Annotated in this window: 22 protein-coding genes; 8 read left to right on the top strand and 14 right to left on the bottom strand. The window is 73.5% G+C overall.

Going from position 1 to position 18,554, the window contains the following annotated elements; genetic code table 11:
* Window positions 1–16: 16 nt before the first annotated feature.
* The 5 genes from OG550_RS27535 to OG550_RS27515 all read left to right on the top strand — a co-directional run bounded on the left by OG550_RS27535 (window position 17) and on the right by OG550_RS27515 (window position 4,606).
* The gene (locus tag OG550_RS27535; protein WP_327684189.1) at window positions 17–1,564 is read left to right on the top strand and encodes a TldD/PmbA family protein; all 1,548 of its coding nucleotides are present in this window, start codon (window positions 17–19) and stop codon (window positions 1,562–1,564) included.
* Window positions 1,564–2,967 (top strand): metallopeptidase TldD-related protein, encoded by a 1,404-nt coding sequence (locus OG550_RS27530; RefSeq protein ID WP_327681974.1) that lies wholly within the window; start codon window positions 1,564–1,566, stop codon window positions 2,965–2,967. The genes OG550_RS27535 and OG550_RS27530 overlap by 1 nt, the downstream gene beginning before the upstream one ends.
* Window positions 2,968–2,998: 31 nt before the next feature.
* Window positions 2,999–3,544, top strand: coding sequence for an RNA 2'-phosphotransferase (locus OG550_RS27525; RefSeq protein ID WP_327681972.1), 546 nt, complete (start codon window positions 2,999–3,001; stop codon window positions 3,542–3,544).
* A gap of 106 nt (window positions 3,545–3,650) precedes the next feature.
* A complete protein-coding gene (locus OG550_RS27520) occupies window positions 3,651–4,052 on the top strand; it encodes a DUF3099 domain-containing protein (RefSeq protein ID WP_327681969.1) in 402 nt (133 codons plus the stop codon).
* Between the two features lie 317 nt (window positions 4,053–4,369).
* A complete protein-coding gene (locus OG550_RS27515; RefSeq protein WP_327684187.1) occupies window positions 4,370–4,606 on the top strand; it encodes a hypothetical protein in 237 nt (78 codons plus the stop codon).
* A gap of 40 nt (window positions 4,607–4,646) precedes the next feature.
* On the opposite strand, the gene moaA is transcribed toward OG550_RS27515, so the two are convergent.
* The 4 genes from moaA to OG550_RS27495 all read right to left on the bottom strand — a co-directional run bounded on the left by moaA (window position 4,647) and on the right by OG550_RS27495 (window position 9,032).
* A complete protein-coding gene (gene moaA / locus OG550_RS27510; RefSeq protein ID WP_327684185.1) occupies window positions 4,647–5,636 on the bottom strand; it encodes a GTP 3',8-cyclase MoaA in 990 nt (329 codons plus the stop codon).
* Between the two features lie 91 nt (window positions 5,637–5,727).
* Entirely contained in the window at window positions 5,728–7,386 is a 1,659-nt protein-coding gene (locus tag OG550_RS27505; RefSeq protein ID WP_327681967.1) for a solute symporter family protein, read from the bottom strand.
* Complete coding sequence (locus OG550_RS27500; protein WP_327681965.1) at window positions 7,383–7,739, bottom strand: DUF485 domain-containing protein; 357 nt, start codon at window positions 7,737–7,739, stop codon at window positions 7,383–7,385. Before OG550_RS27500 ends, OG550_RS27505 begins: the two co-directional genes overlap by 4 nt.
* A gap of 249 nt (window positions 7,740–7,988) precedes the next feature.
* Window positions 7,989–9,032 carry a zinc-dependent alcohol dehydrogenase family protein gene (locus OG550_RS27495; protein WP_327681963.1) on the bottom strand — a complete coding sequence of 348 codons (1,044 nt, stop codon included), beginning with the start codon at window positions 9,030–9,032 and terminating at the stop codon, window positions 7,989–7,991.
* Window positions 9,033–9,214: 182 nt separating this feature from the next.
* On the opposite strand from OG550_RS27495, the gene OG550_RS27490 reads away from it, so the two are divergent.
* Window positions 9,215–10,213 (top strand): DEDDh family exonuclease, encoded by a 999-nt coding sequence (locus OG550_RS27490; protein WP_327681961.1) that lies wholly within the window; start codon window positions 9,215–9,217, stop codon window positions 10,211–10,213.
* A 31-nt stretch (window positions 10,214–10,244) separates the two neighbouring features.
* Window positions 10,245–11,042, top strand: coding sequence for an SURF1 family cytochrome oxidase biogenesis protein (locus tag OG550_RS27485; RefSeq protein ID WP_327681959.1), 798 nt, complete (start codon window positions 10,245–10,247; stop codon window positions 11,040–11,042).
* A gap of 58 nt (window positions 11,043–11,100) precedes the next feature.
* Here OG550_RS27485 and trxA read toward each other — a convergent pair whose 3' ends face one another.
* Window positions 11,101–11,433, bottom strand: a complete 333-nt coding sequence (gene trxA, locus OG550_RS27480) for a thioredoxin (protein WP_327681957.1) — start codon at window positions 11,431–11,433, stop codon at window positions 11,101–11,103.
* 3 nt (window positions 11,434–11,436) lie between these two features.
* Window positions 11,437–11,880 carry a MerR family transcriptional regulator gene (locus OG550_RS27475; protein ID WP_327681956.1) on the bottom strand — a complete coding sequence of 148 codons (444 nt, stop codon included), beginning with the start codon at window positions 11,878–11,880 and terminating at the stop codon, window positions 11,437–11,439.
* Between the two features lie 157 nt (window positions 11,881–12,037).
* Here OG550_RS27475 and OG550_RS27470 point away from each other — a divergent pair, with 157 nt between their 5' ends.
* Window positions 12,038–12,811, top strand: a complete 774-nt coding sequence (locus OG550_RS27470) for an SDR family oxidoreductase (protein ID WP_327681954.1) — start codon at window positions 12,038–12,040, stop codon at window positions 12,809–12,811.
* A gap of 56 nt (window positions 12,812–12,867) precedes the next feature.
* On the opposite strand, the gene OG550_RS27465 is transcribed toward OG550_RS27470, so the two are convergent.
* The 8 genes from OG550_RS27465 to OG550_RS27430 form a co-directional block, all read right to left on the bottom strand.
* On the bottom strand, window positions 12,868–13,512 hold the full coding sequence (locus OG550_RS27465) for an alkaline shock response membrane anchor protein AmaP (protein WP_327681952.1): 645 nt from the start codon (window positions 13,510–13,512) through the stop codon (window positions 12,868–12,870).
* The gene (locus tag OG550_RS27460) at window positions 13,509–14,177 is read right to left on the bottom strand and encodes a DUF6286 domain-containing protein (RefSeq protein WP_327681951.1); all 669 of its coding nucleotides are present in this window, start codon (window positions 14,175–14,177) and stop codon (window positions 13,509–13,511) included. Before OG550_RS27460 ends, OG550_RS27465 begins: the two co-directional genes overlap by 4 nt.
* Complete coding sequence (locus tag OG550_RS27455; RefSeq protein ID WP_327681949.1) at window positions 14,174–14,557, bottom strand: hypothetical protein; 384 nt, start codon at window positions 14,555–14,557, stop codon at window positions 14,174–14,176. Before OG550_RS27455 ends, OG550_RS27460 begins: the two co-directional genes overlap by 4 nt.
* The gene (locus OG550_RS27450) at window positions 14,557–14,748 is read right to left on the bottom strand and encodes a hypothetical protein (protein ID WP_327681948.1); all 192 of its coding nucleotides are present in this window, start codon (window positions 14,746–14,748) and stop codon (window positions 14,557–14,559) included. The genes OG550_RS27455 and OG550_RS27450 overlap by 1 nt, the downstream gene beginning before the upstream one ends.
* Before the next feature lie 55 nt (window positions 14,749–14,803).
* The gene (locus OG550_RS27445) at window positions 14,804–15,313 is read right to left on the bottom strand and encodes an Asp23/Gls24 family envelope stress response protein (protein ID WP_327681945.1); all 510 of its coding nucleotides are present in this window, start codon (window positions 15,311–15,313) and stop codon (window positions 14,804–14,806) included.
* Window positions 15,314–15,463: 150 nt separating this feature from the next.
* Window positions 15,464–16,699, bottom strand: coding sequence for an IS30 family transposase (locus OG550_RS27440; RefSeq protein WP_442906182.1), 1,236 nt, complete (start codon window positions 16,697–16,699; stop codon window positions 15,464–15,466).
* Window positions 16,700–16,953: 254 nt separating this feature from the next.
* Entirely contained in the window at window positions 16,954–17,760 is an 807-nt protein-coding gene (locus OG550_RS27435) for an enoyl-CoA hydratase/isomerase family protein (protein WP_327681943.1), read from the bottom strand.
* 222 nt (window positions 17,761–17,982) lie between these two features.
* On the bottom strand, window positions 17,983–18,216 hold the full coding sequence (locus tag OG550_RS27430; protein WP_030059940.1) for a helix-turn-helix domain-containing protein: 234 nt from the start codon (window positions 18,214–18,216) through the stop codon (window positions 17,983–17,985).
* Between the last annotated feature and the right edge of the window lie 338 nt (window positions 18,217–18,554).

Here is an 18,554-nt window from a genome sequence, read left to right as displayed (position 1 = left end):
AGCCCGATTGCCTCCGCTGCCCCCGACCAGCAGTTCCGGCGCCCCGCGCGCCGTCGACCCGCTCTTCCTCGGCTACCCGCTGCGCACCCTCGCCGACGCCGCGCTCGACCGTGCCCGCCGACTCGGCGCCTCGCACGCCGACTTCCGCCTGGAGCGGGTCCGCAGCGCCTCGTGGCGGCTGCGCGACGCCCGCCCGGCGGGCACCTCCGACAGCGTCCGGCTCGGCTTCGCCGTCCGGGTGCTGCTGGACGGCGCCTGGGGCTTCGCCGCCGGGGTCGACCTCACCCCGGAGGCGGCCGCGCACGTCGCCGAGCAGGCCGTCGCGGTGGCCCGGCTCTCCAGCGGGATCAGCCGCGCGGCCGGGTCGGCCGAGCGGGTCGAGCTGGCCGACGAGCCGGTGTACCCGGACGCCACCTGGGTCTCCGCGTACGACGTGAACCCCTTCGAGGTGCCGGACACCGAGAAGACGGCGCTGCTCGCCGACTGGAGCTCCCGGCTGCTGGCCGCCGACGGCGTCTCGCACGTCCTGGCCACCCTGCTGACCGTCCAGGAGAACAAGTTCTACGCGGACACCGCGGGCACCGTCACCACCCAGCAGCGGATCCGCCTGCACCCGGTGGTGGAGGCCACCTCGGTGGACGAGCGCACCGGCGCCTTCGACTCGATGCGCACCCTGGCCCCGCCGGTCGGACGCGGCTTCGAGTACCTGACCGGCACCGGCTGGGACTGGGACGCCGAACTGGCCGCCCTGCCGGTCCTGCTGGCCGAGAAGATGAAGGCGCCGGGCGTCGAGCCGGGCCGCTACGACCTGGTCATCGACCCGTCCAACCTCTGGCTGACCATCCACGAGTCGATCGGCCACGCCACCGAGCTGGACCGCGCGCTCGGCTACGAGGCCGCGTACGCCGGCACCTCCTTCGCCACCTTCGACAAGCTCGGCTCGCTGCAGTACGGCTCCGAGCTGATGCACGTCACCGGCGACCGCACCGCCGAGCACGGCCTCTCCACCATCGGCTACGACGACGAGGGCGTCGCCACGCAGTCCTGGGACCTGGTGAAGGACGGCGTCCTGACCGGCTACCAGCTCGACCGCGGCATGGCGAAGCTGAAGGGCTTCGAGCGGTCCAACGGCTGCGCCTTCGCGGACTCGCCCGCGCACGTCCCGGTCCAGCGGATGGCCAACGTCTCCCTGCAGCCGGTCGCGGACGGCCCGTCCACCGAGGGCCTGTTCGCGGGCGTCGAGAACGGCCTGTACATCGTCGGGGACCGGTCCTGGTCGATCGACATGCAGCGGTACAACTTCCAGTTCACGGGGCAGCGCGCGTACGCCATCCGGAACGGCGAACTCGCCGGCCAGGTCAAGGACTTCGCCTACCAGGCGACCACCACCGACTTCTGGGGCTCGATGGCGGCCGTCGGCGGACCGCAGACCTACGTCCTGGGCGGCGCGTTCAACTGCGGCAAGGCGCAGCCCGGACAGGTCGCGGCGGTCAGCCACGGCTGCCCCTCGGCCCTGTTCCGGAACGTCAACGTGCTCAACACCCAGCAGGAGGCGGGTCACTGATGACCGCGATGCAGCCCCACGAACTCGTCGAGCTGGCGCTCGGCCTCTCCCGCGCCGACGGCTGCGTGGTGATCGCCGACGAGGAGTCCACCGCCAACCTCCGCTGGGCGGGCAACGCGCTCACCACCAACGGCGTCACCCGGGGCCGCCGGCTCACCGTGATCGCCACCGTGGCCGGTGCCGAGGGCACCGCCTCCGGCGTGGTCTCCCGCGAGGCCGTCACGCCGGACGACGTGGCCGGCCTGGTCCGGGCCGCCGAGGACGCCGCCCGGGCGGCCGGGCCCGCCGAGGACGCCCGGCCGCTGGTCGCGGCCGCCGAGCAGAAGGCGTCACCGGACTTCACCGAGCCGCCGGCGGAGACCTCGATCGCGGTCTTCGAGGAGTTCGCACCCGCCCTCGGCGCGGCCTTCGCCCGGGCCGCCGCGCAGGGCGAGCTGCTGTACGGCTTCGCCCGGCACGAGCTGGTCTCCAGCTACCTGGGCACCTCCACCGGCCTGCGGCTGCGCCACGACCAGCCGACCGGCACGGTCGACCTGAACGCCAAGACCGCCGACCTGTCGGGCTCCGCCTGGGCGGGCGCCGCCACCCGGGACTTCTCGGACGTGGACGTCACCGCCCTGCACGCCGGGCTGACCACCCGGCTCGGCTGGGGCGCGCGGCGGATCGACCTGCCGGCCGGCCGGTACGAGACGCTGCTGCCGCCCTCCGCCGTCGCCGACCTGATGGTGTACCTGAGCTGGTCCACCGGCGGCCGGGACGCCTTCGAGGGCCGGACGGTCTTCTCCAGGCCCGGCGGCGGCACCCGGATCGGCGACGAGCTCAGCGCCCTGCCGCTGACCCTGCGCTCCGACCCGGCCGAGCCCGGCCTGGAGGCCGCGCCGTTCGTGCTGGCGCACGCCACCGAGGACGAGTCCTCGGTCTTCGACAACGGCCTGCCGCTGTCCGCGACCGAGTGGATCCGCCGCGGCGAGCTGGCCGGACTGGTCACCAGCCGCCACTCGGCCGGCCTGACCGGGCTGGCGCTGCGCCCTGCGGTGGACAACCTGGTCCTGGAGACGGCCGACCAGGAGACCGCGCCGACCCTGGACGAGATGATCGCCCGGACCGAGCGCGGGCTGCTGCTCACCTGCCTCTGGTACATCCGGGGGGTGGACCCGGCGACGCTGCTGCTCACCGGCCTCACCCGGGACGGCGTCTACCTGGTGGAGAACGGCCGGGTGGTCGGCGCGGTGAACAACTTCCGGTTCAACGAGTCGCCGGTGGAGCTGCTCGGCCGGATCACCGAGGTGGGCCGCACCGAGCGCTGCCTGCCGCGCGAGTGGAGCGACTGGTTCACCCGGACGGCGATGCCGCCGGTACGGGTCGAGGGCTTCAACATGAGTTCGGTCAGCCAGGCCTCGTAGCAGGGCGGCCCGGGGGGGAAGGATCACGGAGATGGACGAGAAGCGCACGGTCAGAACGAGCAAGATGCTGTCCCGCATCCTGCGGCACGAGCCGGAGCGGGTGGGGGTGGTGCTGGACGCGGCCGGCTGGGTCCGGGTCGACGTGCTGCTGGCCGCACTGGCGGCCAGGGGCAACCGGCTGACCAGGCCCGAGCTGGACCACGTGGTGGCGACCAACAACAAGCGCCGCTTCGCCTACTCGGAGGACGGCCTCTCGATCCGGGCCAGTCAGGGGCACACGGTGGCGGTCGACCTCGGTCTGGCCGCCGCCGTGCCCCCGGCGGTTCTGTTCCACGGCACCGCCACCCGGAGCCTCGGCGCGATCCTCAGCGAGGGCCTGCGGCCGATGGCCCGGCAGGACGTCCACCTGTCCGCCGACACGGAGACGGCCACCCGGGTGGGCGCCCGGCACGGCCGCCCGGTGGTGCTGACGGTCGACGCGGCCTCGATGGCGGCGGCCGGCCACGAGTTCCGGATCAGCGCCAACGGCGTCTGGCTGACCGACGCGGTGCCTCCGGAGTACCTCTCCCAGCCGTAGGAACGCGTGTCCGGCCCGCCCCGGTCTCGTCGCCGGTGCCTCCGCGGCGTACCGTGAGGAGGCCGCGCGGCGAGGCGCGCGGGTGCACGGACGAGGGCGGTTGGACATGGGCAAGAGCGCCGGTGATGGCGAGGTCTACCGGATCACGGGGGCCCGCAGCAGCCTCTCCGAGGACGTCCGCGGGCGGCAGCGCCGCTACGTGGCCTCGATGCTGCTGCGGACGGTCTGCGTGCTGCTCGCGGTGGCGCTGTGGGACGTCCAGCGCTGGGTGGCGTTCGCGGCCCTCGCGGGCGCGGTGCTGCTGCCCTACTTCGCGGTGCTGATCGCCAACGCCGGCCGGGAGCGGGCTCCGGGCCTGCCGTCCACCTTCGACGTGCCGCCCACCACTCCGCTGATGCTCGGCCCCGGAGGGAGCGGCGGCGGGGGCGCGGGGGGCGGGTCGAATGTGACGCACGGTACTGATGTGGCGGAGCGCATGCCCACCGATTCTTCACAGACGTCGAACTGACTGTCCGTTTTGGGTAGTTCTCCACCCTTTCGATCGACGGAAAGCTCAGAAGAAGCTCAGATTAATCATGCAAGACCTCCCCATGCACGGGTCGGACCGTGACATACTGCGTACGCGCTCCGCATCCCCCGTCGGAGCGACGGACCGACGCCGGGCGGCTCCCCCCGTGGCTGCCCGGCGTCGCCATGCCCGCACGCACACCGCGGCCCCGACGAGGCTCCCTCCTCCGGACCGCGTACGGACGGCGTACGGGCGGCGTCCGGACGCGTGACAGACTGGCGGTGACGACACCCGCCGACCGCCTGAGGACCACCCCGATGCTGTTCCCGGACGCCTCCCAGCCGCAGACCCCGATCTGCTCCGCCAAGGGCTGCCGGTCCGACGCCGCGTGGGTGCTGGTGTGGAACAACCCCAAGCTGCACACCCCGGACCGCCGCAAGACCTGGCTCGCCTGCCCCGAGCACCGCGAGCACCTCTCCCAGTTCCTGGGCGTGCGCGGCTTCCTCAAGGAGGTCGTCGCCTTCGCCGACTGGACCCCCGAGGACGGGGCCTGAGGGCCTGAGGGCCTGAGGACCTGAGGGCCGAAGGGACCCCCTACCCGCCGATCGCCGACATCGGGCGGTCGGGCTGGTGGAACTCCGGGGCGTCGATCCCGGCGCCGGCCTTCTTGCCCCACATCGCCGCCCGCCACAGCGCGGCCAGCTCGGCGTCGTCGGCCCCCGAGCGCAGTGCCGTCCGCAGGTCGGTCTCGCCGGTCGCGAAGAGGCAGTTGCGCACCTGCCCGTCGGCGGTCAGCCGGGTGCGGTCGCAGGCCCGGCAGAACGGGCGGGTCACGGAGGCGATCACCCCGACCCGGCCCGGGCCGCCGTCCACCACCCAGCGCTCGGCGGGCGCGGCGCCCCGGCGGGCGGAGGGTTCGGGGGTGAGCGCGAACCGGGTGGCCAGCCGCTCCAGGATCTCCTCGGCGGTGATCATCGCGGAGCGGTCCCAGCCGTGCTGGGCGTCCAGCGGCATCTGCTCGATGAACCGCAGCTCGTAGCCGCGCTCCAGGCACCAGGCGAGCAGCCCGGGCGCCTCGTGGTCGTTGACCCCGCGCATCAGCACCGCGTTGAGCTTCACCGGGGTCAGCCCGGCGTCCTCGGCGGCGGCCAGGCCGTCCAGCACGTCCTGGTGGCGCCGGCGACGGGTGAGGGTGTGGAAGGTGTCCGGGTCGAGGGTGTCGAGCGAGACGTTGACCCGGTCGAGCCCGGCGGCGCGCAGCGCGGCCGCCGTCCGGGCCAGGCCGATGCCGTTGGTGGTGAGCGAGAGCTCCGGGCGCGGCTCCAGCCCGGCGCAGGCGGCGACGACGCCGACCAGCCCCGGCCGCAGCAGCGGCTCCCCGCCGGTGAAGCGGACCTCCCGGACGCCGAGGTCGCGGACGGCGACGGTCACCAGCCGGACGATCTCCTCGTCGGTGAGCAGCTCCGGCTTGGCCAGCCACTGCAGGCCCTCCTCCGGCATGCAGTAGGTGCAGCGCAGGTTGCACCGGTCGGTGAGGGAGACCCGCAGGTCGACGGCGCGGCGGCCGAAGGTGTCCAGCAGCACGGCGGTCCCTTCCCGAGAGTGGCGGCCCGTGAAAGCGGCGGCCCGGCCCGCCGTCTCGGCGGGCCGGGCCAGCTTAGTCATCGGCCGTCCGTCAGTGTGCGCCCAGTCCGGTCAGCGAGCGGACCTCCAGTTCAGCGTACTTCGCCGGGTCGGCTTGCTCGCGGGAGAGCAGGGTGCCGATCCAGCCGGCCAGGAAGCCGACCGGGATGGAGACCAGGCCGGGGTTCTCCAGCGGGAACCAGTGGAAGTCGGAGTGCGGGAAGAGCGAGTTCTTGCCGCCCGAGACCACCGGGGAGAAGGCGACCAGCACCACCGACGAGACCAGCCCGGCGTAGACCGAGCTGACCGCGCCGACGGTGTTGAACCGCTTCCAGAACAGCGAGAACAGCAGCGTGGGCAGGTTCGCCGAGGCGGCCACCGCGAAGGCCAGCGCGACCAGGGCGGCGGTGTTGAGCTTGTCGGCGAAGAGGCTCAGCACGATCGCCACCGCGCCGATCGCGGCGGCGGCCCACTTGGCCGTGTTGACCTCCTCGCGTTCGGTGGCCCTGCCCCGCCGGATGACGTTGGCGTAGAGGTCGTGGGCGAAGGAGGCGGAGGAGGCGAGGGTGAGCCCGGCCACCACGGCGAGGATGGTGGCGAAGGCGACCGCGGAGATCACCGCCAGCAGGATCGCGCCGCCGGTGGTGCCCGCGCCGCCGCCGAGCGTCTCGGCGAGCTGCGGGGCGGCGGTGTTGCCGGCGGCGTTGGCCGCCTTGATCGCCTTGGGGCCGACCAGCGCGGCCGCCCCGAAGCCGAGCGCCAGGGTCATCAGGTAGAAGCCGCCGATGATCCCGATGGCCCAGAGCACCGACTTCCGGGCGGCCTTGGCGGTGGGGACCGTGTAGAAGCGGACCAGGATGTGCGGCAGGCCGGCGGTGCCCAGCACGAGCGCCAGGCCGAGGCTGATGAAGTCGAGCTTGCTGGTGCCGGTGACGCCGTACTTGAGTCCTGGTTCGAGAAAGGCGTTGGCCTTGCCGCTGGCGTCGGCGGCGGCGCCGAGCAGCGCGGAGACGTTGAAGTGGTACTTGGCCAGTACCAGGACGGTCATCAGGGCGGTGCCGGCGATCAGCAGCACGGCCTTGACGATCTGCACCCAGGTGGTGCCCTTCATGCCCCCTATGGCGACGTAGACGACCATCAGCGCGCCGACCGCGACGATGGTCCAGCGCTTGGCGGCGTCCCCGCTGACGCCGAGCAGCAGGGCGACCAGGGTGCCCGCGCCGACCATCTGGGCGAGCAGGTAGAAGATCGACACCACGATGGTGGAGATGCCGGCGGCGGTGCGGACGGGCCGCTGGCGCATCCGGAAGGCCAGCACGTCGGCCATGGTGTAGCGGCCGGAGTTGCGCAGCGGTTCGGCGACCAGCAGCAGGGCGACCAGCCAGGCGACCAGGAAGCCGATCGAGTAGAGGAAGCCGTCGTAGCCGAAGAGCGCGATGGCTCCGGCGATGCCGAGGAAGGACGCCGCCGACATGTAGTCGCCGGAGATGGCCAGGCCGTTCTGGAAGCCGGAGAAGCTGCGGCCGCCGGCGTAGAAGTCGGCGGCGTCCTTGGTCTGGCGTCCGGCCCAGACGGTGATGCCGAGGGTGGTGAGCACGAAGAGCCCGAACAGGGTCATCGTGAGGCCGCGGTGCTGGGTGGCGGCGGTGGCGAGGTGGTGGACGGGGTGGACGAGCGCGGTGCTCGCGGCATGACTGTCGGACAGGGTCATTCGGCGGCCTCCCGAGGGGCGTGGACCACCGCGCCGCGCGCCTCGCGGATGGCGGCGGCGGGTGGGTCGAGCCTCCGGTCCGCGTAGCGCGCGTACCAGGCCGCGATGGCGAAGGTGGTGACGAACTGGAGCAGTCCGAGCACGAGGGCGATGTTGACGTGCCCGACGACCTTGGTGCCCATCAGGCCGGGGGCGTAGCTGGAGAGCAGGACGTAGAGCAGGTACCAGAGCACGAAGCCGATGGTGACCGGGAACGCGAAGTTCCGGAACGAGCGCCGGAGGGCGCGGAACTCCGCGCCCTCCTCGATGAGTTGGGTTTCCGTAGCGGTGGTGGTGATCGGCGGCGATTCCACTCTGACTCCTCACTCCTTCGGCGTAGTGGTCGCACCAGTGGAACGATCGGACGTGAGCGGCGTCACAGTCCGGATGCGCGCCGCGCAATGCTAGGAGGGTGGCGCGCAGGCCGAAAGAGGTTGACCGTGATCAGCCATCCGTTCACCCCGTTGCACTAGCCGATTGGCCGAAAACCGACGTATCCGGACATGCCGAAGGGCGGCACCGACCTGCGGTGCCGCCCCTCGGAAGTCGTCAACAAGGCGCCGTCAGAAGGCGATACGCACCTTCAGCGCCGAACGGTCGTCCATCGCCCGGTAACCATCCGGAACGCCGTCCAGGTCCACCGTGCGATCGAACACCAGACCGGGCTCGATGGCGCCGGAGAGGACGTCCGGCAGCAGCTCCGGGATGTACGCGCGGGCCGGCGCGACCCCGCCGTTCAGCGAAACGTTTCGGCCGAACATCTGACCGATGTCGACGCCGGCGCTGCCCCCGTGCGGCACACCCACGTAGCCGACCGCGCCGCCGTCCCGGGCGATCGAGACGGCGGTGCGCATCGACTCCTCGGTGCCGACCGCCTCTAGCACGGCGTGCGCGCCCTGCCCGCCGGTCAGCTCCCGGACCGCCTCGATCGCCGCCTCGCCGCGCTCCGCCACCACGTCGGTGGCCCCGAACCGCCGGGCCAGGTCGGTCCGGGCGGTGTGCCGGCCGAGCGCGATGATCCGCCCGGCGCCGAGCCGGTGCGCGGCCAGCACGCCGCACAGGCCCACCGCGCCGTCGCCGACCACCGCCACCGTGGAGCCCGGCCGGACCCGCGCGGAGACGGCGGCGTGGTGCCCGGTCGCCATCACGTCGGAGAGCGCCAGCAGGCCCGGCAGCAGCTTCTCGTCACCCTGCGCCTCCTTGGGCAGCTGCACCAGCGTGCCGTCCGCGAACGGGACGCGCACCGCCTCGCCCTGCCCGCCGTCCGAGCCGACCTGGCCCCAGAAGCCGCCGTGCGGGCAGGAGGTCTGCAGCCCTTCGCGACAGAAGTCACAGGTGCCGTCCGACCAGACGAACGGCGCCAGCACCAGGTCTCCGGCCTTGAAGCCGCGCACCTCGGCGCCCGTCTCCTCGACCACGCCCAGGAACTCGTGCCCGATCCGCTGCCCGGCGACCCGCGCCGCGACACCGCGGTACGCCCACAGGTCGCTGCCGCAGATGCAGGCGTTCACCACCCGCACCACGGCGTCGGTCGGCTGCTGGACGACCGGGTCCGGCACCTGCTCGATCCGGATGTCGTTGGGGCCGTGGATCACGGTGGCGCGCATGAGGGTTCGTCCTTCGGAGAGGCGCCCGCGGGGGTGCTGCGGGCGGCCGGCAGATATTCGACCAGATGTACGACGAATACTCCGCCCACTCTATTCCGACCGGCCCCGTCCATCATTCCGAGCGCCCCGGCCCCACCCGTATCGCGGTCCACCACCGCCCGCGGGCCTTATTCTGTTGGACCATGTACGCGATCCAGCCCGAGACGCCCGGCGCGGTACCGCGGACGGCTCCCGTCCCGGCCCAGCGCTCCGCCGCCCCCGCCGAGGGCTTCGCGGTGGTGGACGTCGAGACCACCGGCCTCGGCCGCACGGACCGCGTCATCTCGGCGGGCGTCTACCAGCTGGACGAGGACGGCACCGTCACCGACCACTGGTACACGCTGGTCAACCCGGAGCGCGACCCCGGGCCGGTCTGGATCCACGGCCTCACCAGCGACCTGCTGACCGCCGCGCCCACCTTCCCGGAGATCGCCGAGGAGTTCGCCGAGCGGCTGCGCGGCCGGGTCATGGTCGCCCACAACGCGCTCTTCGACTGGAACATGATCTCCCGCGAGTTCTCCCGGGCCGGTCTGCGCGCCCCGGTCGACCAGCGGATCTGCACCATGGTGCTGGCCCGCGACCTGCGGCTGCCGCTGCCCAACGGCAAGCTGTCCTCGCTCGCCCAGTACTTCGGCGTCCTCCAGCAGCAGGCGCACAACGCGCTGGACGACGCCCGGGTGCTCGCCGAGGCGTTCCGCCCCAGCCTGCACCTGGCCCGCCAGGGCGGCGTCCCGCTGCCGCTGCAGGCCTGCGTGGCCGTCACCGACCTCGGCGACGACCAGCCCGCCTCCCCCGCCCGCGGCAACTGGACCGGCGCCGCCTACCGCCAGGCCCGCAAGCGCCCCGCCTGCCCGTACCCGAACCCCGGGCGCTGGGAGGACGGCAAGCCGCTGGTCCAGGGGATGCGGGTGGCGTTCACCGGCGACACCTCCACCGACCGCGAGCTGCTGGAGGACCGCGCCGCCGAGGCCGGACTGCACATCGCCACCTCCGTGAGCCGGCTCACCAGCCTGCTGGTCACCAACGAGCCGGGCAGCTGGAGCGGCAAGGCCCGCAAGGCCCGCGAGGTCGGCACCCCCGTAGTCGGCGAGGACGCCTTCCTCCAGCTGCTGCGCGAGGTCGCCCCGCACCCCGGTGCGTGAGCGGGTTGTGAGGTGGGCGTACCGTGCCCATGTGTACCGTTTTCTGCTCTCCCGGCGCTGGCTGGTCACCCTGCTGATCGCCGTGCTGCTGATCCCCGCCACCATCCGGCTGGGGTTCTGGCAGCTGCACCGCCACGAGGCGCGGGTGGACCGCAACGAGCTGATCGCCCGCTCCCTCACCGACCCGCCGGTGCCGTACGACAGCCTGTCCGCGGCACCCGGTTTCGCGGTTCCCAAGGCACTCACCTGGCGCACCGTGACGGCCACCGGGCAGTACGACCCGGCGCACGAGTTCGTGGTCCGCAAGCGGACCGACTCCAGCGGTGACAAGATCGGCTACTTCGTGATCACCCCGCTGGTGCTGGCCGACGGCAGGGGCACCGTGCTGGTCAACCGCGGCTGGGTGGAGTCCGGCGCCTCCGCCGCCGCCTACCCGTCCGTCCCGGCCGTGCCGACCGGCGAGGTCACCCTGACCGGCCGGCTGCGCGCCGACGAGGCAGCCGGCGGCAGCCTCAAGGACCGGGGCGGCCTGCCGGACCGGCAGTTCAACCTGATCAGCACCGTCCAGCAGGCCAAGGAGACCGGAGCGACCCTGCTCGGCGGCTACCTGGAGCTCACCGCCACCGCACCGGCCCCGGCCGACCAGCCCGAGCTGCTGCCCGAGCCCAACCACTCCGACATCGGCCCGCACATGGCGTACGCGATCCAGTGGTGGCTGTTCACCGCGATGATCCCGGTCGGGTTCTGGGTGATGGTCCGGCGCGAGGCGAAGGACCGGCGCAAGGAGGCCGCCGAGGCCGAGGTGGCCGCGGTCGCCGTCCCGGCCTGAGCCGGGGCACCCGCCGCCGCCCCCGTCACCTCCGCCGCCCGCGCGGGCCCGACGGGCCCTACAGGACGTCCGCGAGGTCGCGCAGCAGCCGGGCCTTGGCCCGGGCCCCGACCACGGACTTCACCGGCTCACCGCCCCGGAACACCATCAGCGTCGGCATCGAGAGCACCCCGTACGCCGCCTGGGTCTCCGGGTTGCGGTCGACGTCCAGGCTCACCACGGTGAGCCGGTCCGCCTCCTCCCGGGCGATCTCCGCCAGCACCGGCACCATCTGCCGGCACGGCGGGCACCAGTCCGCCGTGAAGTCCACCAGCACCGGCCCCTCGGCCGCCAGCACCTCGGCGGCGAACGTCTCGTCCGTGACCTGCGCCACTCCCGCGATCTGCACCATGGCCTAGCTCTCCTCCCACTCGACTGCGGACCGGGCGGCCCACTCGCACTGCGGCGGCTCCCCGCCGGCCCCGGCGCCCGCCGCCAGTTCGTCCCGCTCCCGCTCGGCCCGGGCGAACTGCCCGGCCACCTGGGTGCGGACCTCCTGGAGCCGGGTGATGCACTCGTCCAGCTCGGCCAGCTTCCTCCGGTAGACCTCCAGCGAGGCCGGGCAGGAGTCGCCGTGCGGGTGACCCGCCTGCAGGCACTCCACGAACGGCCTGGTCTCCTCCAGGCCGAACCCGAAGTCCTGGAGGGTGCGGATCTGCCGCAGCAGCCTCAGGTCCTCCTCGCCGTACGCGCGGTAGCCGTTGCCGGCCCGCCTGGCCGGGAGCAGCCCGAGCTGCTCGTAGTACCGCAGTGCCCGGGGGGTCGTCCCCGCCCGCTCCGCCAGCTCACCGATGCGCATGACCGAATCCTCGCCCTTCCGGCCGCTGTCCGGGGGCCGCCGGGAACGACGGTAGACCTTGACGTCCGCGTCAACGCCAGGGCCGCCTGCGCCCGGCCGGTCCGCGCCGCCGTGTCCGCACTACCTCCCGCCCGTCCCCACCGGGCAGGATGGCCCCATGGATCTCGGACTGCAGGACAAGGTGTACGTGGTCACCGGCGCCACCCGGGGCCTGGGCCTCGCGACCGCCCGCGAGCTGGTCGCCGACGGCGCCCGGGTGCTGGTCAGCGGCCGGAGCCGGGAGTCGGTCGACGCGGCCGTCGCCGGGCTCGCCGCCCTCGCCCGCGGTGCGGACGCGGTGCACGGCCTGGTGGCCGACAACTCCGCCCCGGAGACCGCCGAGCGGCTGGTCGCCGGGGCCGTCGAACGGTTCGGCCGGCTGGACGGCGTGCTGATCAGCGTCGGCGGACCGCAGGCGGGCCCGGTGAGCACCGTCCCCGAGGAGGCCTGGCGCGACGCCTTCGAGTCGGTCTTCCTCGGCGCCCTGCGGCTCGCCCGCACCGCCGCCGGGACGCTCGGCGAGGGCGGGGTGATCGGCTTCGTGCTCTCCGGGTCGGTCCGCCAGCCCATCCCGGGCCTCGGCATCTCCAACGGGCTGCGCCCCGGCCTGGCGATGGCCGCGAAGTCGCTCGCCGCCGAGTTCGGGCCGCGCGGGATCCGGGTGGTCGGCCTGCTCCCGGCCCGGATCGACACCGACCGGGTGCGCGAGCTGGACGCGCTCGGCGGCGACGCGGACGCCGCCCGCGCCCACCACAGCGCCGCCATCCCGCTCGGCCGCTACGGCACTCCGGAGGAGTTCGGCAGGGTCGCCGCGTTCCTGCTCTCCCCCGCCGCCTCCTACCTGACCGGTGTGATGGTCCCGGTCGACGGCGGCGCTTTGCCCGGGCTCTGAGGGCCTCCGGCGGGTCGGGGCAGGCCCGGCCTGCTCCGACCGGCTCCGCCGGCCGGTCAGACCACGCGGGGCTGGCGGCGGCGCCCGCGGCGCCGCCGCCTGGTGACCTCCGGCCTGGCCGCCACCACGTGGATCCGCAGGTCGGCGGGGAGGTCGGGCAGGCCGAGGCTGACCCGCGCGTCGGTGCGCGGGCCGGTCTCGAAGTGCTCGGCGAGCGCGGCCGGGTCGCCGCCGGGCGTCATCCGGACGGCCGCCCGCAGCCGAAGGTGCCCGGTCCCGCGCAGCAGCCGGACGCCCACCCGCTCGACCTCGGGGAGCGCGACCGTACCGGTCTCCAGCGCGTCCTCCAGGGCCCCGGTCCGCAGCCGCAGCCGCAGCCCCGGCGTGCCGGGGGTGGGCACTACGACGGTCGCCGGCCCGCTCCGGCGCAGCTGGGCGGCCAGCCACCAGGCGGTTCCGACGACCAGCACGGCCAGTCCGGCGATCACCGTCGGCCACCACCAGGCCTGGTCCACCCAGCGGGTCCGCGAGCGGGCGCCGACCACCGGCCGGTCCGGCGAGGTGAGCGGCCACCAGTGCGGCGGGTCGGTGCCCAGCCGCCGGTACAGGTCGAGGCCCCCGGCCAGCACCAGCAGCCCGGCGGCCAGCAGGACCGCCCCCGCCACGCCCACCAGCACCCGGTTGACGGTGCTCCGGCTCACGCGTGCCCACCACCCTCCACGACGGTGCCCTCCGTTGCCCCGCCGGAGCCGCGCCGGCTCCGGCGCCTGGTCCGCACGTCCAGCTGCAGCGGCCGGGCCAGGGTGACGAGTTCCAGCTCGTCCCGCAGCTGCCGCTGCACCGAGGCCGGGTCGGCCGGGCCGGTGAGGGCGATCCGGACCCGGCGGCGGCCGGTCCGGATCCTCAGGTGCTCGACGCCCGGCAGACCGGCCGCGCGGTCGGTCAGCAGCGCGCTCACGCCGGACCGGTCGATGGCGGCGGAGGTGCCCCCGTGCGGGCGGAGCGGGAGCCAGCGGCGCAGCCCGGGGGCGAGGGCGAGCCAGAGCAGCCAGCCGCCGAGCAGCACGGCCGCGCCGGACCCGACCAGCACCCAGGTGTCGTCGAGGTGCCGGGTGGCGAGGGCCTCGGCGGCCTCGGTGCGCCAGCGGCGGGCGGCGTGCCCGGTGCGGACGGCGATCACGTCGTAGAGCAGCGCCACGGCGGCGATCAGCACCACCGTGGCGACCACCACCGCGGCCGTGGTCCGGGGCGCCCGCAGCCGCGGCGCCCTGGCGGCGGCGCCGGGCCCGCCGGACGCGCCGGGGTCCTCGGGCTCCGCGGTGCCCACGAGGTCCGCCGACGGCGTCTCCGGCTCCTCCTGCGTCATCCCGCGCCCTCGGTGACCAGCCGCTCGACGACGACCACCACCTCGGTGACCCTGGTGCCGGTCAGCGCGCCGAGCTGCGCGGAGATCCGGTCGCGGACGGCCCGGGCCAGGGCGGCGAGGTCGGCGGGGAACGGCAGGTCGACGGCGACCCGGACGGTGACGGCGGCCGGGGACACCGCCGCCGAGACGGACGCGGCGGTCGAGGTGACCGAGACCCTCGGCGGTTCGCCCGGCCCGTCCCGGCCCCGCCGGGCCTCGGTGAGCGCCTCCCGGGCCGCCCGGGCGGCGATCCGCGCGTAGACGCGGTCGGCGAGGCGCAGCCGGCCGCGCGCGGCGGGCTCCCGGGCCGCGGGCGCGGGGACGGGGACGACGGCCGCCATCAGCGGCGCCGGTCGCGGCCGCGCAGCAGGTCGCCGAGGTCCCCGAGTTCGATGTCGCCCTCCAGCAGGCGCCCGACCACGAATCCGACCACCCCGAGGGCCGCCACCAGCAGGAACGCCGCGAACCCGCCGAAGTAACCGGCGAAGCCGAGGGCCATTCCCACCACCAGGCCGACGATGGCCAGGCTCATCCGCTCCACCTCGTCTTCCGCCGCCCGCCGTTCCGGGCGGGCCGCCGCGCAGGGACTACTTCAGCTTGGGCCGCTGGCCGGAGGAGGGGAGTTCCTCTTCCTCCTCCTCGACGTCCGGCTCGTCGGGCAGGTGAACGTCGTTGACGGCGATGTTGACCTCGACGACTTCCAGTCCGGTCATCCGCTCGACCGCGTCGATGATGTTCTCCCGCACCTGGCGGGCGAGGTCGGGGATGACGACGCCGTACTCGACGACCAGCGCGATGTCGATGGCGGTCTGCTTCTCCCCGACCTCGGCCTTGATGCCGCGTCCGACGTTGGCCCGCCCGCCGGGGACCCGGTCGCGCATCGCGGCGAAGGTCCGGGAGATGCCGGAGCCGAGCGAGTGGATGCCGCTGACCTCGCGGGCCGCCATCCCGGCGATCTTCTCGACCACGCCGACGGCGAGCGCGGTACGGCCGCGCTCGCCGACCTGCTCGGTTCCGGCGGCGGCCGAGGAGGCTCCGGCGTGGGGACCGGCGGAGAGGTTCTTGTGCAGGGTGGCGGGCGTCGGAGTGTCAGGCATGGGCTCATCTCCCGTCGTACGGCTCCAGCTATATCGCAAATCGCTCCAACTCTGGCATTTCGCCACGATTCCCGCTCCCGGAGCCGTCCGGTACGACGAGGGCCCGGCCCCGGGCTTGGGTTCAAGGGGTCGTCGCAACACCACTTGGTTTTAGGTGGTGAGTAGATCACGTAGACGCTCGGCTGGGGTATCCCAGCCGAGCGTCTTGCGTGGGCGGCCGTTGAGTTCTTGGGCGACGTGTTCGAGGTCTTCGGGGCTGTGCGGGCTGAGGTCGGTTCCCTTCGGGAAGTACTGCCGCAGGAGCCCGTTCGTGTTCTCGTTCGAACCGCGTTGCCAGGGTGAGGCGGGGTCGCAGAAGTAGACGGGCATGCCGGTGGCCATGGTGAACTGCCTGTGGCGTGCCATCTCGCCGCCCTGGTCCCAGGTGAGGGAGCCGCGCAGGTGGGCGGGCAGGGTCTGGATGGTGCGGACGAGGCCGTCGCGGACGGTCTCGGCGTCGTGGGCACCGCCCGGCAGGTGGACCAGCATGGTGTAACGGGTGCTGCGCTCGACCAGGGTGGCGATCGCGGAGCGGCCGCCCGCGCCGATGATCAGGTCCCCTTCCCAGTGACCGGGCACGGCCCGGTCCTCGACGTCGGCGGGTCGGTCGCTGATCATCACCATCGGGTCGATGAACCGCGGGGTGCGCCGCTCGGGGTCGCGGCGGGGTTTGCGGCGGGTCCGGCCGGAGCGGACGGCTGCCTGTACTTCCCGTTTCAGGCCGCCACGGGCCTGGAAGTACAGCGCCTGGTAGATCGTTTCCACGCTCACCCGCATGCTCTCGTCGTCGGGATGCTCCGTCGGTAGAGCGTGGCAGATCTGTTCCGGTGACCACCGGACGCGCAGTCTGTCCTGCACGAAGCCGCGCAGTCGTCCCTCGCGCAGCAGCTTGCGCTCCTTGGGCCGGGGCCTGCGTGCGGCGGCCGCCCGGTGGGCCGCGTAGGGCTGGTATCCCTTGCTGCCCGAGTTCGCGTCGATCTCCCGCTTGACCGTGCTCGCCGGCCTCCCCAGGGCACGTCCGATCGCCCGCAACGACTGACCGAGTGCCTGGAGATCCCGTATCCGTTCGCGCTCGGCCAGTGTCAGGAACCTCGGGTGCAGTTGCTGTTCCAGGGCCGTCAGGCCCACTGGTGCCGTGGTCACACCGCACATCGTGACGGTCCCGGTGGCGTAGTCGACACGGCGGCCGTCGGGATAGGTCCGCGTCATGGCACTCTTCTTGACGCCCTGGTCCCAGTCCCTGGCCGTGCGCTCGCTCACACCGACCCGCCGGGCCGCCTCCTGACGCGCGACACCCCCGGCCCGGAGCCGCTCGTACTCGTCGCGCCCGGGGTGCCGCCGTGGCAGGCGCACCGAGCTCTGTCCGGCCTTCCGGGCCCAGCCGAAGGCGGTGTTCCGGTTCATCCCCAGCTCACGCGCCACCACGGTCACGTTCCCCACGGCATCCAGCCGCGCAAGGAAACGCTCCCTCAACCCCGAAAGATCATCGCGTCCAACGCCCACGGTCCCCGCAACTCCCATCGATCACGGGTGTTGCGAGGACCGTTAGAACCCAAGGGGGGAGTCCCCTGGGACCGGGCCCTCGTCGTACCCGACGGTGGTCAGTCGCCGATGCCCGCGAGGTCCCGCAGCCGGCGGGCCTGGGCCGCCCGTTCGGCCGAGCGCTGCTCGTCGTAGGAGCGGCCGCCGGCGCCCTGGAGCAGGGCCTTGGTCTCGATCACGGCGCTGCGCGGCGCGGCGAGCAGCGCGGCGGCGAGGTCGCGGGCGGCGGCCTCCAGCTCGTCGGCGGGGACGGCCAGGTTGGCCAGGCCGGTCGCGGTGGCCTCCTCGGCCCCGACCCAGCGTCCGGTCGCGCAGATCTCCAGCGCCCGGGCGTAGCCGACGAGTTCGGTGAGCGGCTTGGTGCCGGCGAGGTCGGGGACGAGGCCGAGCGAGGTCTCCTTCATGGAGAACTGGACGTCGTCGGCGACCACCCGCAGGTCACAGCCGAGGGCCAGTTGGAAGCCGGCGCCGACGGCGTGGCCCTGGACGGCGGCGATGGTGACCAGGTCGGGGCGGCGCCACCAGGTGAAGGCCTCCTGGTAGCCGGCGATGGTCCCGTCGAGCTCCTCGGGCTCCGAGGCCGCCAGCTGGAGGAAGCTGGGTTCGCCGGGGATCCCCTCGGGGGTGAACATCGCGCGGTCGAGGCCGGCCGAGAAGGAAACGCCCTCGGCGCGGAGCAGCACCACGCGGACGGTGCCGGGCAGGTCGCGGCCGACGGCGGCCAGGGCGCGCCACAGGGCGGGCGACTGGGCGTTGCGCCGTTTGGGCTGACAGAGGGTGACGACGGCGAGGGCGCCGTCGATCTCCAGGCGGACGCCGTCCTGCTCCCGGCTCGGGGTCTGCGGATCGGCGGCGGGCGCGGTCATGAGGGGACCTCCGGTGGCGAGAGTGCTTGGCTACCGGAGAGTAACAAAACTGGCGGGACGGCGGCAGGGGGCTGCGCGAAGGGGGTGGACGAGCGCGCCGCGCGCCGGTCGCGGACATGACGATCGGCGGCCGGTCCGCCCTGACCGGGGGAGGACGATCCTCAGTCGTCTCCCCGGTCGGCGCCCTGCCGCCGAGTCATCCGTCCGTTGACTGACGGAGCGTCAGGAACCTGCCCCGGCAGTAGCTTTGTTCTTGCCCCGCGTGGCACCGCCGCGGCCCCGGAGGATCACTCCGGACTCGCTCAGCATCCGGTGCACGAAGCCGTACGAGCGACCGGTCTCCTCCGCGAGAGCGCGAATGCTCGCCCCGGAGTCGTACTTCTTCTTGAGATCGGCCGCGAGCTTCTCACGCGCGGCACCGGTCACCCGGCTGCCCTTTTTCAGAGTCTCGGCCACCCGTGCCTCCTCGTAGCGTTGCTCGGTCAGATTCCCATGATCACCCATCCACCGCGTCCTGGCCACCCATTCGACAAGGTCCATGTCGGGAATGCGCGGTCCTTCGGTGGTGATCCGAGCGCACAAGGGCGCTCACGCAGAGTGCACGCCCCCGGTCGGATACCGCCGTCCGGCGAGAAAGAGCTGATCAGCAGCGTCGCCCCGGCCACGATCGAGCGATGGGCTAACGGGAGCTCCTCAAACGGAATACAGGACCTCTTCATTCCCGGACACGCCGAAGGGACTAGTTTTCCTGGTCCAGAAAGCGGATGGAACGTCTAGTTCCGGCCGGACGAACA

This window comes from Kitasatospora sp. NBC_00458, from assembly GCF_036013975.1.
Taxonomy (GTDB): Bacteria; Actinomycetota; Actinomycetes; order Streptomycetales; family Streptomycetaceae; genus Kitasatospora.
This window is presented reverse-complemented; position numbering and strand designations above follow the sequence as displayed.

What these genes read in the sequence shown, in the direction of transcription:
- OG550_RS27525 (WP_327681972.1), top strand. Translation starts at nt 2,999, where the DNA reads ATGGACGAGAAGCGCACGGTCAGAACGAGCAAGATGCTGTCCCGCATC.
- OG550_RS27520 (WP_327681969.1), top strand. Translation starts at nt 3,651, where the DNA reads ATGGGCAAGAGCGCCGGTGATGGCGAGGTCTACCGGATCACGGGGGCC.
- OG550_RS27530 (WP_327681974.1), top strand. Translation starts at nt 1,564, where the DNA reads ATGACCGCGATGCAGCCCCACGAACTCGTCGAGCTGGCGCTCGGCCTC.
- OG550_RS27490 (WP_327681961.1), top strand. Translation starts at nt 9,215, where the DNA reads ATGTACGCGATCCAGCCCGAGACGCCCGGCGCGGTACCGCGGACGGCT.
- OG550_RS27470 (WP_327681954.1), top strand. Translation starts at nt 12,038, where the DNA reads ATGGATCTCGGACTGCAGGACAAGGTGTACGTGGTCACCGGCGCCACC.
- OG550_RS27435 (WP_327681943.1), bottom strand. Translation starts at nt 17,760, where the DNA reads ATGACCGCGCCCGCCGCCGATCCGCAGACCCCGAGCCGGGAGCAGGAC.
- OG550_RS27495 (WP_327681963.1), bottom strand. Translation starts at nt 9,032, where the DNA reads ATGCGCGCCACCGTGATCCACGGCCCCAACGACATCCGGATCGAGCAG.
- OG550_RS27515 (WP_327684187.1), top strand. Translation starts at nt 4,370, where the DNA reads ATGCTGTTCCCGGACGCCTCCCAGCCGCAGACCCCGATCTGCTCCGCC.
- OG550_RS27460 (WP_327681951.1), bottom strand. Translation starts at nt 14,177, where the DNA reads ATGACGCAGGAGGAGCCGGAGACGCCGTCGGCGGACCTCGTGGGCACC.
- OG550_RS27475 (WP_327681956.1), bottom strand. Translation starts at nt 11,880, where the DNA reads ATGCGCATCGGTGAGCTGGCGGAGCGGGCGGGGACGACCCCCCGGGCA.
- OG550_RS27455 (WP_327681949.1), bottom strand. Translation starts at nt 14,557, where the DNA reads ATGGCGGCCGTCGTCCCCGTCCCCGCGCCCGCGGCCCGGGAGCCCGCC.
- OG550_RS27445 (WP_327681945.1), bottom strand. Translation starts at nt 15,313, where the DNA reads ATGCCTGACACTCCGACGCCCGCCACCCTGCACAAGAACCTCTCCGCC.
- OG550_RS27450 (WP_327681948.1), bottom strand. Translation starts at nt 14,748, where the DNA reads ATGAGCCTGGCCATCGTCGGCCTGGTGGTGGGAATGGCCCTCGGCTTC.
- OG550_RS27505 (WP_327681967.1), bottom strand. Translation starts at nt 7,386, where the DNA reads ATGACCCTGTCCGACAGTCATGCCGCGAGCACCGCGCTCGTCCACCCC.
- trxA (WP_327681957.1), bottom strand. Translation starts at nt 11,433, where the DNA reads ATGGTGCAGATCGCGGGAGTGGCGCAGGTCACGGACGAGACGTTCGCC.